The organism is Stenotrophomonas sp. K-6 (genome assembly GCF_056861555.1).
This window is the reverse complement of the sequence record NZ_JBSPUC010000002.1, coordinates 133,155-148,342: the sequence shown is the minus strand read 5'-3', so window position 1 is coordinate 148,342 and position 15,188 is coordinate 133,155. Positions and strand designations below refer to the sequence as shown.

Annotated in this window: 15 protein-coding genes; 14 read left to right on the top strand and 1 reads right to left on the bottom strand. The window is 68.4% G+C overall.

Annotated features, from left to right (window positions below; translation table 11 throughout):
* Positions 1–203: 203 nt before the first annotated feature.
* Genes thrA through thrC form a run of 3 tightly spaced genes read left to right on the top strand, consistent with a single transcriptional unit; the run spans position 204 to position 4,979 of the window.
* The gene (thrA, locus tag AC13F7_RS06010; RefSeq protein ID WP_482999566.1) at positions 204–2,726 is read left to right on the top strand and encodes a bifunctional aspartate kinase/homoserine dehydrogenase I; all 2,523 of its coding nucleotides are present in this window, start codon (positions 204–206) and stop codon (positions 2,724–2,726) included.
* Entirely contained in the window at positions 2,723–3,655 is a 933-nt protein-coding gene (locus tag AC13F7_RS06005; RefSeq protein WP_481468291.1) for a homoserine kinase, read from the top strand. The genes thrA and AC13F7_RS06005 overlap by 4 nt, the downstream gene beginning before the upstream one ends.
* 31 nt (positions 3,656–3,686) lie before the next feature.
* Positions 3,687–4,979 carry a threonine synthase gene (gene thrC / locus AC13F7_RS06000; RefSeq protein WP_482999565.1) on the top strand — a complete coding sequence of 431 codons (1,293 nt, stop codon included), beginning with the start codon at positions 3,687–3,689 and terminating at the stop codon, positions 4,977–4,979.
* A 7-nt stretch (positions 4,980–4,986) separates the two neighbouring features.
* Here thrC and AC13F7_RS05995 read toward each other — a convergent pair whose 3' ends face one another.
* Entirely contained in the window at positions 4,987–5,748 is a 762-nt protein-coding gene (locus AC13F7_RS05995; protein ID WP_481468287.1) for a Crp/Fnr family transcriptional regulator, read from the bottom strand.
* A gap of 140 nt (positions 5,749–5,888) precedes the next feature.
* Here AC13F7_RS05995 and hisS point away from each other — a divergent pair, with 140 nt between their 5' ends.
* The 11 genes from hisS (at position 5,889) to hisIE (ending at position 15,160) form a co-directional block, all read left to right on the top strand.
* Positions 5,889–7,286 (top strand): histidine--tRNA ligase, encoded by a 1,398-nt coding sequence (hisS, locus tag AC13F7_RS05990; protein WP_123729110.1) that lies wholly within the window; start codon positions 5,889–5,891, stop codon positions 7,284–7,286.
* Between the two features lie 23 nt (positions 7,287–7,309).
* The gene (locus AC13F7_RS05985) at positions 7,310–7,576 is read left to right on the top strand and encodes a hypothetical protein (RefSeq protein ID WP_482999564.1); all 267 of its coding nucleotides are present in this window, start codon (positions 7,310–7,312) and stop codon (positions 7,574–7,576) included.
* A 165-nt stretch (positions 7,577–7,741) separates the two neighbouring features.
* Complete coding sequence (locus AC13F7_RS05980) at positions 7,742–8,062, top strand: YerC/YecD family TrpR-related protein (RefSeq protein ID WP_353084066.1); 321 nt, start codon at positions 7,742–7,744, stop codon at positions 8,060–8,062.
* A gap of 11 nt (positions 8,063–8,073) precedes the next feature.
* Positions 8,074–8,985 (top strand): ATP phosphoribosyltransferase, encoded by a 912-nt coding sequence (hisG, locus tag AC13F7_RS05975; RefSeq protein ID WP_121036643.1) that lies wholly within the window; start codon positions 8,074–8,076, stop codon positions 8,983–8,985.
* Entirely contained in the window at positions 8,982–10,277 is a 1,296-nt protein-coding gene (hisD, locus tag AC13F7_RS05970) for a histidinol dehydrogenase (protein WP_482999563.1), read from the top strand. Before hisG ends, hisD begins: the two co-directional genes overlap by 4 nt.
* A complete protein-coding gene (gene hisC / locus AC13F7_RS05965) occupies positions 10,274–11,362 on the top strand; it encodes a histidinol-phosphate transaminase (RefSeq protein ID WP_482999562.1) in 1,089 nt (362 codons plus the stop codon). The genes hisD and hisC overlap by 4 nt, the downstream gene beginning before the upstream one ends.
* Positions 11,359–12,432, top strand: coding sequence for a bifunctional histidinol-phosphatase/imidazoleglycerol-phosphate dehydratase HisB (gene hisB / locus AC13F7_RS05960; RefSeq protein ID WP_121036646.1), 1,074 nt, complete (start codon positions 11,359–11,361; stop codon positions 12,430–12,432). Before hisC ends, hisB begins: the two co-directional genes overlap by 4 nt.
* On the top strand, positions 12,429–13,031 hold the full coding sequence (hisH, locus tag AC13F7_RS05955; RefSeq protein ID WP_070472962.1) for an imidazole glycerol phosphate synthase subunit HisH: 603 nt from the start codon (positions 12,429–12,431) through the stop codon (positions 13,029–13,031). Before hisB ends, hisH begins: the two co-directional genes overlap by 4 nt.
* Positions 13,028–13,762 (top strand): 1-(5-phosphoribosyl)-5-[(5-phosphoribosylamino)methylideneamino]imidazole-4-carboxamide isomerase, encoded by a 735-nt coding sequence (hisA, locus tag AC13F7_RS05950; protein ID WP_482999561.1) that lies wholly within the window; start codon positions 13,028–13,030, stop codon positions 13,760–13,762. The genes hisH and hisA overlap by 4 nt, the downstream gene beginning before the upstream one ends.
* Entirely contained in the window at positions 13,756–14,532 is a 777-nt protein-coding gene (gene hisF, locus AC13F7_RS05945) for an imidazole glycerol phosphate synthase subunit HisF (protein ID WP_152150670.1), read from the top strand. The genes hisA and hisF overlap by 7 nt, the downstream gene beginning before the upstream one ends.
* Positions 14,522–15,160: a bifunctional phosphoribosyl-AMP cyclohydrolase/phosphoribosyl-ATP diphosphatase HisIE gene (gene hisIE, locus AC13F7_RS05940; protein ID WP_481468277.1), complete on the top strand. Its 639-nt coding sequence runs from the start codon at positions 14,522–14,524 to the stop codon at positions 15,158–15,160. The genes hisF and hisIE overlap by 11 nt, the downstream gene beginning before the upstream one ends.
* Positions 15,161–15,188: the final 28 nt, after the last annotated feature.

Below are 15,188 nucleotides of genomic sequence, written 5' to 3'. Positions count from 1 at the left end.
CGCCCACGTCAGCCTTATCCTTCCCGCCTCCGCGGGCGGCCAGGCCGTGTCGACCGGTACCACCATCATTACCACCGCCACCACTCGCCTGGTGCGGCCCGTCGTCTTCGCGTAATTTCCGAAAACCACGGCCCCGCACCCAGATCAGGTGGCGGGGAAACTCTCAAGCCTGATATGACGCGGGGCCTCCCATCGAGGTCAGCATGTCTTCTGTCGCCGCTTCCGCTCCACCCTCCGCCCAGCCTGCCGCCTCTGTCGCTTCGCGTGCCGGTGTGACCACCGTGGTCCACAAGTTCGGTGGCACGTCGGTCGCCGACGCCGAGCGCTATCGCCATGTGGCGCAGTTGCTGCTGGCGCGCGACGAAGCGACGCAGGTCACCGTGGTGTCGGCGATGAAGGGCGTCACCGATGCACTGATCGGCGTGGCGACGTTGGCGGCGGAAGACGGGTCGGCCTGGCGCGAGCACTGGCATGCGCTGCGTGCCCGCCACCGTGGCGCCGCAGTGGCGTTGCTGGGCGAACACGCCGGGACAACGGTGGAATGGCTGGACCAGCGCTTTGACCAGTTGGCCGAGGTGCTGGGTGCGCTGGCGGTGATCGGCGGCCTGCCCACCGAAGTGCTGGACCGCGTGCAGGGCATGGGCGAGGTGTACTCGGCCCAGCTGCTGGGCAAGTACCTGCAGACGCTGGGCGAAGACTGCGCGGTGCTGGACGCGCGCGAGGTGCTGGTGATCGAGCGCGGCGAACTGGGCGTGGACGTGGACTGGGTGCGCAGCGCCGAGCGTCTGGCCCAGTGGCGCCTGCAGCACCCGCAATCGCGCATCGTGGCCACCGGCTTTGTCGCCCGCGACCGCCAGGACCGCATCACCACGCTGGGCCGCAACGGCAGCGATTACTCCGGCGCGATCTTCGCCGCATTGTTCAATGCCGATGAGCTGCATATCTGGACCGATGTGGACGGCGTGCTCTCGGCCGATCCGCGCGTGGTGCCCGAGGCGGTGCAGCTCGAAGCGCTGAGCTACGACGAGGCGTGCGAGCTGGCCTACTTCGGCGCGAAGGTGGTGCACCCGCAGACGATGTCGCCGGCGATCGAGCGCGGCCTGCCGATCATCATCCGCAACACCTTCCACCCGGACCATCCCGGTACGCGCATCACCGCCGAACGCACCGCGTCCGGCCCGATCAAGGGCTTGACCCTGAGTCCGGATCTGGCCGTGATCAACCTGGAAGGCACCGGCCTGATCGGCGTGCCCGGCACGGCCGAGCGTGTGTTCGCGGCGCTGCGCAATGCGCATGTGTCGGTGGTGATGATCTCGCAGGGCTCCTCCGAGCACTCGATCTGCTGCGTGGTGAAGCAGGCCGAGGCGGTGCGGGCGCGCGAATCGCTGCTGCAGGCGTTCGCGCATGAGTTGAGCCTGGGCCAGGTGCAGCGCGTGCAGTTGACCGACAACGTGAGTGTGCTGGCCGCGGTGGGCGATGGCATGGCCGGCCAGCCCGGCGTGGCCGCGCGCCTGTTCGAGTCGCTGGGCCGCGCGCAGGTGAACATCCTGGCGATCGCGCAGGGCTCGTCGGAGCGCAACATCTCCGTGGCGGTGGACAGCCGCCATGCGACCAAGGCCCTGCGCGCGGCGCATGCGGGGTTCTGGCTGTCGCCGCAGACGTTCTCGGTCGGTGTGATCGGCCCGGGCAATGTGGGTGCGGCGCTGCTGGACCAGCTGCAGGCGGCCCAGGTGCAGCTGCTCGGCCGCGCCAATGTGGACCTGCGTCTGCGCGCGGTCGCCTCGCGTACGCGCATGGTGCTGGATGAGCGCGGCCTGAAAGGTGACTGGCGCGCGGCGTTGTCTGGTCCGGCGCAGCCGAGCGATCTGGACGCGTTCACGGAGCATCTGCTGTCCGCGCATCTGCCGCACGCGCTGATCATCGACTGCAGTGGCAGCGCGGACGTGGCCGACCGCTATGCCGGCTGGCTGGCCGCCGGCATCCACGTGGTCACCCCGAACAAACAGGCCGGTGCCGGTCCGCTGGAGCGCTACCACGCGATCCGCGAGGCAGCGGCCGGCAGTGGCGCGCGTTTCCGTTACGAGGCGACGGTCGGTGCGGGCCTGCCGGTGATCACCACGCTGCGCGATCTGGTCGATACGGGCGATGAGGTGCTGGCCATCGACGGTATTTTCTCCGGCACGCTGGCGTGGCTGTTCAACAAATACGATGGCCAGGTGCCGTTCTCCGAGCTGGTCAGCCAGGCGCGTGGCATGGGCTATACCGAGCCGGACCCGCGCGATGATCTCTCCGGCGTGGATGTCGCGCGCAAGCTGGTGATCCTGGCGCGTGAGGCGGGCCGGGAGCTCAGCCTGGAGCAGGTGCGCGTGGAGAGCCTGGTGCCGGAAGCCCTGCGCCAGGCCAGCGTGGACGATTTCATGGCCGGTCTGCCGCAGATCGATGCGGTGTTCGCCGAGCGTTTGGCAGTCGCCAAGGCTGACGGCGCCGTCCTGCGTTACGTCGCGCGCCTGACCCCTGACGGCGCTGAAGTCGGTCTGGTCGCGTTGCCGGCCCGGCATGCCTTTGCCAACCTGCGCCTGACCGACAACGTCGTACAGTTCACCACCCGCCGCTACTGCGACAACCCGCTGGTGGTGCAGGGGCCGGGCGCGGGGCCGGAGGTGACGGCCGCCGGTGTGTTCGCCGATGTGCTGCGCGTGGCGGTCGGCGAGGGAGCGCGCCTGTGAGTGAGGGCAGCACGACGGAAGCACGCGCGTTCGCACCGGCTTCGGTCGGCAACGTGGGGGTCGGGTTCGATATCCTTGGCCATGCCATCGAGGGGGTTGGCGATACCGTGACGGTGCGGCGCATCCAGGCGCCTACCGTACGCATCCAGGCGATCCGCGGCACCACGGTGGACCTGCCATTGGTGGCCGAGGACAACACCGCCGGTGCGGCGTTGATCGCGCTGCGTGCCGCGCTGGATCTGCCGTTCGGCTTCGAGGTGGAGATCGACAAGGGCATCGCCCTGGGCTCGGGCATGGGCGGGTCGGCCGCCTCGTGCGTGGCCGCGCTGGTCGCGGCCAATGCGCTGCTACCGCAGCCCTTGTCGCGCGAGGCGCTGTATCCGTTCGCGTTGACCGGCGAGGCGGTGGCCAGTGGCGGCCGCCACGGCGACAACCTCGGGCCGATGCTGCTGGGTGGCTTGGTACTGAGTACGGCAGACCGCTTGGTGCCAGTGCCGGTGCCCGCCGCGTGGCACAGCTTGCTGGTGCATCCCGAGGCGGTGCTGGAAACCCGCCGCGCGCGCGCCGCGCTGCAGGGGCATTACGCGTTGGGCGAGTTCGTGGCGCAGAGCGCGAATCTGGCGCTGGTGCTCAGTGGCTGCTACACCGGCGATGCCGCGTTGGTCCGTGCCGGGCTGCGTGATGTACTAGTCGAGCCGCGCCGTGCCGGTCTGATCACCGGATTTGTCGCCGCGCGCGACGCGGCGCTGGCAGCCGGTGCGATGGGGGCCAGTATTTCCGGCGCAGGGCCGAGCGTGTTTGCCTGGTTCGAGCAGCGTGATGCCGCCTTTGCCGCGCAGGCTTCGGTCCAGCAGGCATTTCTTGACGCGGGCTTTGACAGCCAGGGCTGGGTGTCGCCCTTGAATGCGCCTGCCGCGCGCCTGCTGTGACGCGTCCACTCTTTCTACTCTGGGATGTCCGATGAAGTTCGTTTCCACGCGTCACGCTGCTCCCGCCACCTCGCTCAGCCAGGCACTTGCCGCGGGTCTTGCCCCGGATGGCGGCCTGTATGTTCCCGAACACCGCCCGCGCCTGCAGCACTGGTCGGCGCAGGGTTCTTTCGCGCAGACGGCTGCAGCCGTGCTGGCCCCGTATTTCCATGACGATGCCCTGGAGCAGGTGCTGCCTGAACTCTGCGAACAGGCCTTCAACTTCGATGCACCACTTCGCCCCCTGGCGACCGTCGATGACCATGTGCTGGAGCTGTTCCATGGGCCGACGGCAGCGTTCAAGGACTTCGGTGCGCGCTTCCTCGCGGCCTGTCTTGCCCGTCTGCAGGAAGGCCGGGAGCGTCCGCTGACGATCGTGGTCGCCACCTCGGGCGACACCGGGGCAGCCGTTGCCGCGGCCTTCCACCGGCAGCCGGGAATCCGGGTGGTGGTGCTGTACCCCGATGGCCGGGTTTCGCCACGCCAGGCGCATCAGCTGGGGTGCTTCGGCGACAACATCCACACCCTGCGCGTTGCTGGATCGTTCGACGATTGCCAAGCGATGGTGAAGCAGGCGCTGGGCGATCGCGAGCTGCAGGACGCGGTGCCGCTGAGCTCGGCCAACAGCATCAGCCTGGGCCGCTGGCTGCCCCAGATGAGCTACTACGCACACGCCGCGCTGGTCCATCAGGCGCAGACCGGGCACGTGCTCAACCTGGTGATTCCGACCGGCAACCTCGGCAATGCGATGGCAGCGATCCTGGCGCGGGCGATGGGCCTGCCGCTGGGGCATATCGCCCTGGCGACCAATGCCAACGATGTGCTGCCGCGCTACTTCGACGGTGAGGCCTACCAGCCACAGACCAGCGTGGCGACCATCGCCAACGCGATGGATGTGGGCGCACCGAGCAATTTCGAGCGGCTGCGCTGGCTCTACAACGACGATGACGTGGCACTGCGGGGCGCGTTCACTGCCGAAGCGGTGGATGACGCGGCCATCCGCGAACTGATCAAGCGGCGCCATGATCTGCATGGCGAGGTGTTCTGCCCGCATACGGCGACGGCGGTGGCGCGCCTGGAGCACCTGCGGGCCGCCGGCGCACAGGGTCACTGGGCGGTCGCGGCGACAGCGCATCCGGCCAAGTTCGAGTCGGTAGTGGAACCGTTGATCGGGACGCCGTTGGCGGTGCCGCCGGCCTTGGCCGCGCTGCTGGAGCGGCCGGCGCAGGCCGAAGCCTGTGCACCGGCGTATGGCGCGCTGCGTGAGGTGTTGTTGCGCGGGTGAAGCGGGGTCAGTACGACTCGTCGGCCGAGAGCTTCTGCAGGCCGGCCTCGTCCAGGATCTCGACGGTGTTCAGATGGGGCAGGGCGATCAGGCCCTGCTGGCGCAGCTTGGTGAAGGTGCGGCTGACGGTTTCCATGGTCAGGCCGAGATGATCGGCAATGTCGCCGCGCCCCATCGGCAGGGTCACGCGCCGCCCCGGCTCACCGAGCAGCGCTTCGCGCGCGGCCAGGCGCAGCAGGAAATCGGCGACCTTCTCGGCCGGCTGCAACCGGCCCAGCGCCATCGCGGCATCCTGCGCGGCGTCCAGTTCCTGGCAGGCACGCTGCAGCAGCTTGCGTTCCAGGTGCGGGAAGCGCGAGCGCAGGTCTTTCATCTGCGGCAGGGCCACGCGGCAGACGCGACTGTCGGCGATGGCCTCGATGTCGTAGCGGTGGTGATCGCTGCCGCTCAACCCCAGGAAGTCGCCAGGCAGCACGAACCCGCTGATCTGGCGACGGCCGTCTGCCAACGTGCGGACCAGGCGCAGTGCACCGGCGGTAATCGTATAGACATGTTGGCGCGGCTCACCGGCACGGGCCAGGGTGGACCCCAGCGGCAGTGGTTGTGACACGGTGACCCGTTCCAGCGCCTGCACTTCGTCCGGCGACAGTGCCGAGCAGACCGCCAGGTGCCGTACCGAGCAATGCAGGCAGTCGCGCAGGGGCGAGCAACCGGCGGCGGCGGGGTCTTCAACAGCGGAAAGCGCGGTACCGGAGTGGGGCCGGGTCATGTCAGGTCAGCAAGCGGGGCCTGCCTATGATACGTCATGCCGCCATTGGCCCGGTCCCGATGCCCGGATGCGGCTCGTTGCGCCGGCTGCGGCTAGAATATGCCGCTCGCTCATCCCCCGTTTCCGCAGGAGTCCCGCAAGTGATCAAGCCCCGTACGCCGCCCGGCATCATGGAATTGCTGCCGCGTGAGCAGATCGCGTTCCAGCGCATGCTGGACGTCATCCGCCGCAACTACGAGCGGTTCGGGTTCCTGCCGGTGGAAACCCCGGTGTTCGAGCTGTCCGATGTGCTGCTGACCAAATCCGGTGGCGAGACCGAGCGCCAGGTGTATTTCGTGCAGTCCACCGGCGCGCTGGCCAATGCCGCCGAAGCCGAAGAAAAGGCGCTGCCCGAGCTGGCGCTGCGCTTCGACCTGACCGTGCCGCTGGCGCGCTACGTTGCCGAGCACGAACACGACCTGACCTTCCCGTTCCGCCGTTACCAGATGCAGCGCGTGTACCGCGGTGAGCGTGCCCAGCGTGGCCGCTTCCGTGAGTTCTACCAGTGCGACATCGATGTGATCGGCAAGGACGCGCTGAGCACCCGCTATGACGCCGAAGTGCTGGCGGTCATCCACGCGGTGTTCGCGGAGCTGCGCATCGGTGATTTCTCGGTGCAGCTCAACAACCGCAAGCTGATGCGCGGGTTCTTCGAAAGCCTGGGCGTCGCCGATGGCGAGCGCCAGCTGGCCGTGCTGCGTGAAGTGGACAAGCTGGACAAGCGCGGCGCCGATTACGTGCGCGAGACGCTGGTGGGTGAGGGCTTTGCGATCCCGGCCGAGCAGGTCGAGCGCATCCTGGCCTTCGTGGCGGTACGTTCGAGCAGCCATGCCGACGCGCTGGCGCAGCTGGACGCGCTGCTGGTCGACGGCGGCGCCAGCGAAACGCTCAAGCAGGGCGTGGCCGAACTGCGCGAAGTGCTGCAGCTGGTCAAGGCGCTGGGCGTGCCGGAAACCGCGTACTGCCTGAACTTCTCGATCGCACGCGGTCTGGATTACTACACCGGCACCGTCTACGAGACCACGCTGACCGACCACCCGCAGATCGGCTCGATCTGCTCCGGCGGCCGTTACGAAGACCTGGCCAGCCACTACAGCAAGTCCAAGCTGCCGGGCGTGGGCATCTCCATCGGCCTGACCCGCCTGTTCTGGCAGCTGCGCGAAGCGGGCCTGATCGCCGGGATCGAAGACAGCAGCGTGCATGCGCTGGTGGCCCTGATGGACGACAACGGCCTGCCCGAGTCGCTGGACATCGCCCGCCGCCTGCGCGTGGGTGGCATCAACGCCGAAGTGCAGATGGAGCCGAAGAAGATCGGCAAGCAGTTCCAGTACGCGGCCAAGGCGGGTATCCGCTTTGTCGTGCTGGCCGGTGAAGATGAGCTGGCGCGGGGCGTGGTGGCGGTCAAGGATCTGCTGCGCGAGCAGCAGTTCGAGGTCGCCCGCGACGAGTTGGCCAGCGCGCTGCAGGTCGAGCTGGAGCAGGCCAAGGCCATGGCATGAAGCGGGTCGGGGCAGGGGCGCTGATGGTGCTCCTGCTCGCCGCCTGCCAGAGCGATCCGGTGCGACACAGCAAGCGGATCGGCCCCGGGCATTACCGGTTGACGGTCGACCGCTGCCACATGGTTGACCCGCAGTTGTTGGAAGACGACCTGCGCGAATTGGCCAGCAGCGTCTGCCCCAACGGTGCTGGCCCGCTGGAAGCCGTGGAGTCGCTTCCCAGCCGCCAGGGCAGCCTGCTTGGCGAATGCCTGCGCAGCGGTGCCCTGCGTGCCGAGGTCCGCTGCCGGTAGGTGCCGACCGCTGGTGGACACGAACAACCCGTAAGTCATGCAACGCCCGCCAACGCGGGCGTTGTGCGTTTCCAGACCCTGAACCGACCCATTCCGCCTTCGGCGGCGGTTTGACCGTGCGCCGTCATTTGCGCTAATGTAATATCACGCTATTACATTGATACGATGAAATTACGTCCCGTCCCCCGCGAAAAAGACGCCCAGGCCGATCTGGCCTCGCTGGCGCGTGCCTTTGCTGCGCTATCCGATCCGGATGCGGTCACCGCGTTCCTGCGCGATCTGTGCACGCCTGCCGAGCTGGAAGCGCTGTCGGACCGTTGGAAGGTTGTGCCGCTGCTGCAGCAGGGCGTGCCGTATCGCGAGATCCATGAGCTGACCGGGGTCAGCGTGACCACCACCGGGCGCGTGGCGCGCTCGCTGGACCACGGCCACGGCGGTTACGCCGCCGCCATCGCCGCCACGCCGACCTCCCCCGAATCCGAATAGAGACCTCCCCCATGAGTGCAACCCAGACCGCCCCGGCACGAGACCGGCTGCGTATCGCCATCCAGAAGAACGGGCGGCTGGCCGAGCCCGCCCGCAGCCTGCTCACCGCCTGCGGGCTGAGCTGGCGGCAGAGCCGCGACAAGCTGTTCTGCTACGGCGAATCGCTGCCGGTGGACCTGCTGCTGGTCCGCGACGACGATATCCCTGGCCTGATCGCCGATGGCGTGTGCGATTTCGGCATCGTCGGCCGGAACGAGCTGGACGAGCAGGGCGCCGCCCGCCGCCGGATCGGCCTGCCGGATGCCTACCAGGCGCTGCGCGGGCTCAACTTCGGCCAGTGCCGCTTGATGCTGGCGGTGCCGGAGGAGTGGGAATGGACGGGCGTGGAGCAGCTGGCTGGCAAGCGCATCGCCACCAGCTACCCCGCGATCCTGGCCGACTGGCTGGCCGAGCGCGGCGTGGATGCCCAGGTGGTCGAACTGTCCGGCTCGGTCGAAATCGCCCCGCGCCTGGGCACCGCCGATCTGATCTGCGATCTGGTTTCCAGCGGCGCCACCCTGGCCGCCAACCAGCTCAAGCCGGTCGAAACCCTGCTGGAAAGCGAGGCGGTGCTGGCCGGCCCGGTCCGTACACCCGATGACGCCCGCGCCGGTCTGATGGCCATGCTGCTGCGTCGTCTTGATGGCGTGGTGAAGGTGCAGGACAGCAAGCTGCTGATGTTCCGCGCCGCGCTGGACCGGGTTTCCGAATTGACCCGCCTGCTGCCCGATGCCGATCCGCTGGTGCAGTTGCCCGATGACGGCGGTCACCTGCGTTTGCAGACCATGTGCCACGGTGCGTTGACCTGGCAGCGGTTGGAGGATCTGGAGCGCGCGGGTGCGCAGGGCTTGATGGTATTGAGTGTGGAGCGGTCGCTGGCATGAATCGTTTGACGTGGTCCCAATTGGATGCCGGCGCCCAGGCGCAGGCACTGCAACGTCCGGTCCAGGCCGTGGCGTCGCGCACCCGTGAGTCCGTTGCTGCATTGATCGCAGCGGTGCGCGAAGGCGGTGATGCCGCACTGCGCGAGATCACCCTGCGTTTCGACGGGGTGGCGCCGGATACCTTTGAAGTGAGCGAGGCCGAGTTCGCCGCCGCCGAGCAGGCCGTCTCGGCCGAGCTGCGCCAGGCGATGATCGATGCGGCCGCGCGCATCCGTACCTTCCACCAGGCCGGCATGAGCCAGGGCTATGCGGTCGAGACCGCGCCCGGCGTGCGTTGCGAGCGCGTGGTGCGCCCGATCGGTCGGGTGGGTCTGTATGTGCCTGCTGGCAGCGCGCCGTTACCGTCCACCGCGTTGATGCTGGGCGTGCCCGCACAGCTGGCCGGCTGTCGTGAAGTCGTGTTGTGCACGCCGCCGCGCAAGGACGGCAGTGCCGATGCTGCGGTGCTGGTGGCCGCGCGCCTGACCGGCGTGCACCGCGTGTTCAAGCTGGGCGGCGCGCAGGCGATCGCTGCGATGGCGTATGGCACCGACAGCGTTCCCGCCTGCGACAAGCTGTACGGCCCGGGCAATAGTTACGTGACCGAAGCCAAGCAGCAGGTCGCCCAGGACGGCGCTGCGGCGATCGACATGCCGGCCGGGCCTTCCGAAGTGCTGGTGATTGCCGATGCCGGCGCCAATCCCGCGTTCGTGGCCGCCGATCTGCTCTCGCAGGCCGAGCACGGTCCGGACTCGCAGGTGCTGCTGCTGACCGACAATGCGGGAATGGTGGATCAGGTTGAAGCGGCCGTGGAGGCGCAGTTGGCGCAGCTGTCGCGTGCGCAGATCGCCGCGCAGGCGCTGGCATCCTCGCGACTGATCCTGGTTGATTCGCTGGACGACGCTTTCGCGATCAGCAACCGGTATGCCCCGGAGCACTTGATCCTGGCGCTGCGCGAGCCGCGCGCCTGGTTGGACAAGGTGGAAGCGGCCGGTTCGGTGTTCCTCGGCGATTACACCCCCGAAGCGCTCGGCGATTACTGCAGTGGCACCAACCATGTACTGCCCACCGCCGGTGCCGCGCGCGCCTACAGCGGCGTCAGTGTGGCCAGCTTCCAGAACCTGATCAGCGTGCAGTCGGCCACGGCCGCCGGCATCGCGGCGATCGGCGAGTGTGCCCGTGTGCTGGCCCGCGCTGAAGGCCTGGATGCCCACGAGAACGCGGTGACCCTGCGCATGGAGGCGGCCGCATGAGCACTGGCTCCCTCCTGTCCCTGGTACGCGCCGACCTGCAGGCGTTTGCCGGCTATTCCTCAGCGCGCAGCAGTGCGCTGACCGGTGATGTCTGGCTCAATGCGAATGAATCGGCCTGGGCCAATCCGGCCGACGTTGCCGGTGGCGCGCGCCGCTATCCCGACCCTCAGCCGGCAGCACTGCGCGATCGGCTTGCCGAGCTTTACGGCTGCTCCGCCGAACAATTGTTGATCGGCCGTGGCAGTGACGAGGCCATCGATCTGCTGGTGCGCGCGCTGTGCGAGCCGGGCCGCGATGCAGTGGTGACCACGCCACCGGTGTTCGGTATGTATGCCGTCTGCGCCCGCCTGCAGAACGCACCGCTGATCGAGGTGCCGCTGGTCGATCAGGGTGATGCGCTGGTCGCCGATATCGATGCGGTGATCGCCGCTGCGCTGGGCGGTAACGCCAAGCTGGTGTTCCTGTGCTCGCCGTCCAATCCCGCCGGCAGCGTGATCCCGTTGGCCGAGATCGAGCGTGTGGCCGCGGCGTTGCAGGGCAGGGCGCTGGTGGTGGTGGATGAGGCCTACGGTGAATATGCCGAGCAACCGTCCGCGACCACGTTGTTGAGCCGTTACGAGAACATCGCTGTGCTGCGCACGCTTTCCAAGGCGCATGCGCTGGCCGCCGCCCGCATTGGCAGCCTGATCGCCGATCCTGCCCTGATCCAGCTGCTGCGCCGCTGCCAGGCGCCGTACCCGGTGCCCGCGCCCTGTGCCGAGTTGGCGTTGGCCGGTCTCGGCGCCGAGAGTCTGGCCGTGACCACCCAGCGCATCGCGCAGATCAAGGCCGAACGTACCCGGCTGCAGTCCGGCCTGGCCGAGCTGCCCGGTGTGGTGCGTGTCTATCCCTCGCAGGGAAACTACCTGCTGGCCCGCTTTGCCGACGCACAAGGCGCGTTCGACGCGCTGCTCGCCGCCGGTGTGGTGGTGCGTGACCAGCGTGCCGCGCCGCAGCTGGGCGATGCACTGCGCATCACTATCGGCAGCCCGGAACAGAACGACCGTGTACTCGCCGCCCTGATGGCCCGGAGGGCTGCCGCATGACCCCGATTCTGTTCGTCGACCGCGACGGCACCCTGATCGAAGAGCCCGCCGATTTCCAGATCGACGCCTACGAAAAACTGCGCTTCGTGCGCGATGTGATCCCGGCGATGCTCAAGCTGCGCGACGCGGGTTATCAGTTCGTGATCGTCAGCAACCAGGATGGCCTGGGCACCGAAGGCTATCCGCAGGCCAGCTTCGATGGCCCCAATGACCTGATGCTGCAGATCTTCGCCAGCCAGGGCATCACCTTCCGTGACGTGCTGATCGACGGTACCTGGCCGCAGGACAACGCGCCGACCCGCAAACCGGGTATCGGCCTGATGCTGCCCTACCTGCAGGACCGCAGCATCGACTGGTCACGCTCGGCGATGGTGGGTGACCGGCTGACCGATATCCAGTTCGCCGAGAACATGAAGATCCGTGGCTTCCAGCTGCGCACCGAGCAGTTCGGCGGCGACTGGGACTGGACTTCAATCGCGCATGAGCTGGCCGATGCGCCGCGCCGGGCCACGGTGCAGCGCAATACCAAGGAAACGAAGATCCGGGTCGAGGTCGATCTGGATCGCACCGCCGAGCCGCAGACTCACACCGGGCTGCCGTTCTTCGATCACATGCTGGAGCAGATCGGCAAGCACGGCGGTTTCGCGCTGAGCGTGCAGGCCGAGGGCGACCTGCACATCGACGAGCACCACACCATTGAAGACACCGGCCTGGCGCTGGGCCAGGCCCTGCGCGAGGCGCTCGGCGACAAGCGCGGCATCGGCCGCTACGGCTTCACCCTGCCGATGGACGAAACGCTGGCCAGTGCCGCGCTGGATTTCAGCGGCCGCCCGTATTTCGTGTTCGAAGGCGAGTTCAAGCGCGAGCGCGTGGGCGACATGCCGACCGAGCTGGTGCCGCACTTCTTCCGCTCGCTGTGCGATGCGGCCGGGTTGAACCTGCACCTGAGCGTGCGCGGCGACAACGACCACCACAAGGTCGAGGCCTGCTTCAAGGCACTGGCGCGCGCGCTGCGCCAGGCCTTGCCGCGGCAGGGCACCGCGTTGCCAAGCACCAAGGGGGCACTGTGACCGAGGTTGCGCTGATCGATGCGGGTGGCGCCAACCTCGGCTCGGTCCGCTATGCGCTGGAGCGTCTGGGCGTGCAGGTGCGGCTGGTGCGCGATGCGCAGGGCCTGGAGGGCGTGTCGCGGGTGATCCTGCCCGGCGTTGGTGCGGCTCCGCACGGCATGGCGCGTCTGCATGCGCAGGGCCTGGTCCAGCCACTGCGCGAGCTGCAGGTGCCGCTGCTCGGGATCTGCCTGGGCATGCAGCTGCTGTTCGACGGTTCTGAAGAAGGCCATGTCGAATGCCTGGGCCTGTTGCCCGGGGTCGTGCGTCACCTGCGTCCTGCCACTGGCATCCGGGTGCCGCACATGGGCTGGAACCGGCTGCTGCCCCTGCGCGAGTCGCCGCTGCTGGCCGGCGTGCCGGCGCGGGCCAGTGCGTACTTCGTCCACAGCTACGCAGCCCCTCTGGGCGAAGACACGGTCGCGGCCTGCGATCACGGCGGGCTGTTCGCGGCCGTCGTGCAGCGCGGCCGGCACAGTGGCGCCCAGTTCCACCCGGAACGCTCGGCCGATACCGGTGCGCGCATCCTGCGTAATTTCATCGAGAACGAACCGACATGAGTTTCATCGTCTATCCCGCCCTGGATATCCGTGAAGGCCGCGTGGTGCGGCTGCTGCAGGGCGACTACGCGCAGCAGACCACCTACGGCGATGATCCGCTGCCGCGCGCGCAGGCGTTTGCTGCGGCGGGCGCGGGCTGGATGCATCTGGTGGATCTGGATGCCGCCCGTGCCGGTGGTTACACGCTGGCACCGCTGCTGTCCTCGATCGCCTCGCAGACCGGCCTGAAGGTGCAGACCGGTGGCGGTGTGCGCTCGCGCGATGACGTCGCGCGCATCCTCGACGCCGGTGCCACCCGCGTGGTGGTCGGCTCGGTGTCGGTGCGCGAACCGGAGACGGTGATCGGCTGGCTGCGCGAGTTCGGCCCGGATCGGCTGACCATCGCGCTGGACGCGCGGCAGGCCGAGGATGGCCGCTGGCTGTTGCCGGTGCATGGCTGGACCGAGACCGCCGAGGACACCCTGGACGTGTTGGCCCAGCGCTACGCCGACGCCGGCATGCAGCACCTTTTGTGCACGGATATCGCGCGCGACGGCATGCTGTCCGGGCCGAACATCGGTCTCTACCAGCATCTTTCCGCACTGCTCCCGGGCGTGGCGGTGCAGGCCTCCGGTGGCGTGCGCGATGCCGACGATGTCGCCCAGGCCAAGGCCGTTGGCTGTGGCGGGGCGATCCTCGGCAAGGCATTGCTGGAAGGGCGCATGACCCTGGAAGGAGCGCTGGCATGCTGAGCCGCCGCCTGATTCCGTGCCTGGATGTGCGCGATGGTCGCGTGGTCAAGGGCGTGCGCTTCCGCGATCACGTGGACATGGGCGACATCGCCGAGCTGGCGATGCGCTACCGCGACCAGGGCGCGGACGAACTCGTGTTCTACGACATCGGCGCCAGCCCGGAAGGGCGCGCGGTGGACGTGGCCTGGATCGAGCGCATCGCGCGCCTGATCGACATTCCGTTCTGCGTGGCCGGTGGCATCAGCGATGTCGAGACCGCGCGGCGGGTGCTGCATGCCGGTGCCGACAAAATCTCGATCAACTCGCCGGCGTTGGGTCGGCCCGAACTGATCGAAGAACTGGCCGATGCCTTCGGCGTCCAGTGCGTGGTGGTCGGTATCGATTCGGTGCGCGAGGCGGACGGCGAATGGCGCGTGCGCCGCTTCAGCGGCGATCCGGACAAGACCCAGGCAGTGGCAGTACGCACGCTGGATTGGGTGGTGGAGGCGCAGCGCCGGGGTGCCGGCGAGATCGTGCTCAACTGCATGGACAGCGATGGCGTGCGCCGCGGCTACGACGTGGCCCAGCTGCGCCAGGCGCGTGCGCTGTGCCAGGTGCCGCTGATCGCCTCCGGTGGTGCGGGCGAGATGCAGCACTTTGCCGATGTGTTCGACCAGGCCGACGTTGACGGTGCGCTGGCCGCCAGCGTGTTCCACAGTGGCGCCATTGCCATTCCCGCGCTCAAGCAGTTCCTGCGCGAGCAGCAGATCGAGGTTCGAGATGTCTATTGAGGTGAGTTCCATTGACGTGCAGCCCTCGCGCGAGGCGCTGGCGCAGCTGGACTGGGGCAAGGGCGATGGTCTGTTGCCGGTGGTGGTCCAGGACGCGGACACGCTGCGCGTGCTGATGCTCGGCTATGCCAACGCGGCGTCGCTGGAACAGACGCTGGCCACGGGCCACATGACCTTCTTCAGCCGCAGCAAGCAGCGGTTGTGGACCAAGGGCGAGTCCTCCGGCAACGTGCTGGCGGTGACCGCCGTGCGGGTCGATTGCGACAACGACACCTTGCTGGTGAGTGCGCGCCCGGCCGGGCCGACCTGCCACACCGGCAGCGAGAGCTGCTTCCCGCAGGCACCGGGCAACTTCCTGGGCCGGCTGGATACGGTGGTGCGCGAGCGCGAACAGCAGCGCCCGGCCGGCAGCTACACCACGTCGCTGTTCGACGGCGACATCCGCCGGATCGCGCAGAAAGTGGGCGAGGAGGGCGTGGAGACGGCGCTGGCAGGGGTGGTGCAGGACGATGACGCGCTGCTGGGCGAGTCGGCCGATCTGTTGTTCCATCTGACCGTGCTGCTGCGTGCGCGTGGGCTGTCGCTGGACGACGCGGTCGCGGTGTTGGCGGCGCGCCACGCCGGGTAAGCACGGGCTGCACATCGTTTAACGTCGG

Bases quoted from the DNA above. Each gene is read 5' to 3' on its own strand.
- hisG (WP_121036643.1), top strand. From the start codon at position 8,074: ATGAGTGCAACCCAGACCGCCCCGGCACGAGACCGGCTGCGTATCGCC.
- AC13F7_RS05995 (WP_481468287.1), bottom strand. From the start codon at position 5,748: ATGACCCGGCCCCACTCCGGTACCGCGCTTTCCGCTGTTGAAGACCCC.
- hisF (WP_152150670.1), top strand. From the start codon at position 13,756: ATGCTGAGCCGCCGCCTGATTCCGTGCCTGGATGTGCGCGATGGTCGC.
- hisB (WP_121036646.1), top strand. From the start codon at position 11,359: ATGACCCCGATTCTGTTCGTCGACCGCGACGGCACCCTGATCGAAGAG.
- hisIE (WP_481468277.1), top strand. From the start codon at position 14,522: ATGTCTATTGAGGTGAGTTCCATTGACGTGCAGCCCTCGCGCGAGGCG.
- hisA (WP_482999561.1), top strand. From the start codon at position 13,028: ATGAGTTTCATCGTCTATCCCGCCCTGGATATCCGTGAAGGCCGCGTG.
- AC13F7_RS05980 (WP_353084066.1), top strand. From the start codon at position 7,742: ATGAAATTACGTCCCGTCCCCCGCGAAAAAGACGCCCAGGCCGATCTG.
- AC13F7_RS05985 (WP_482999564.1), top strand. From the start codon at position 7,310: ATGGTGCTCCTGCTCGCCGCCTGCCAGAGCGATCCGGTGCGACACAGC.
- thrC (WP_482999565.1), top strand. From the start codon at position 3,687: ATGAAGTTCGTTTCCACGCGTCACGCTGCTCCCGCCACCTCGCTCAGC.
- hisC (WP_482999562.1), top strand. From the start codon at position 10,274: ATGAGCACTGGCTCCCTCCTGTCCCTGGTACGCGCCGACCTGCAGGCG.
- hisD (WP_482999563.1), top strand. From the start codon at position 8,982: ATGAATCGTTTGACGTGGTCCCAATTGGATGCCGGCGCCCAGGCGCAG.
- thrA (WP_482999566.1), top strand. From the start codon at position 204: ATGTCTTCTGTCGCCGCTTCCGCTCCACCCTCCGCCCAGCCTGCCGCC.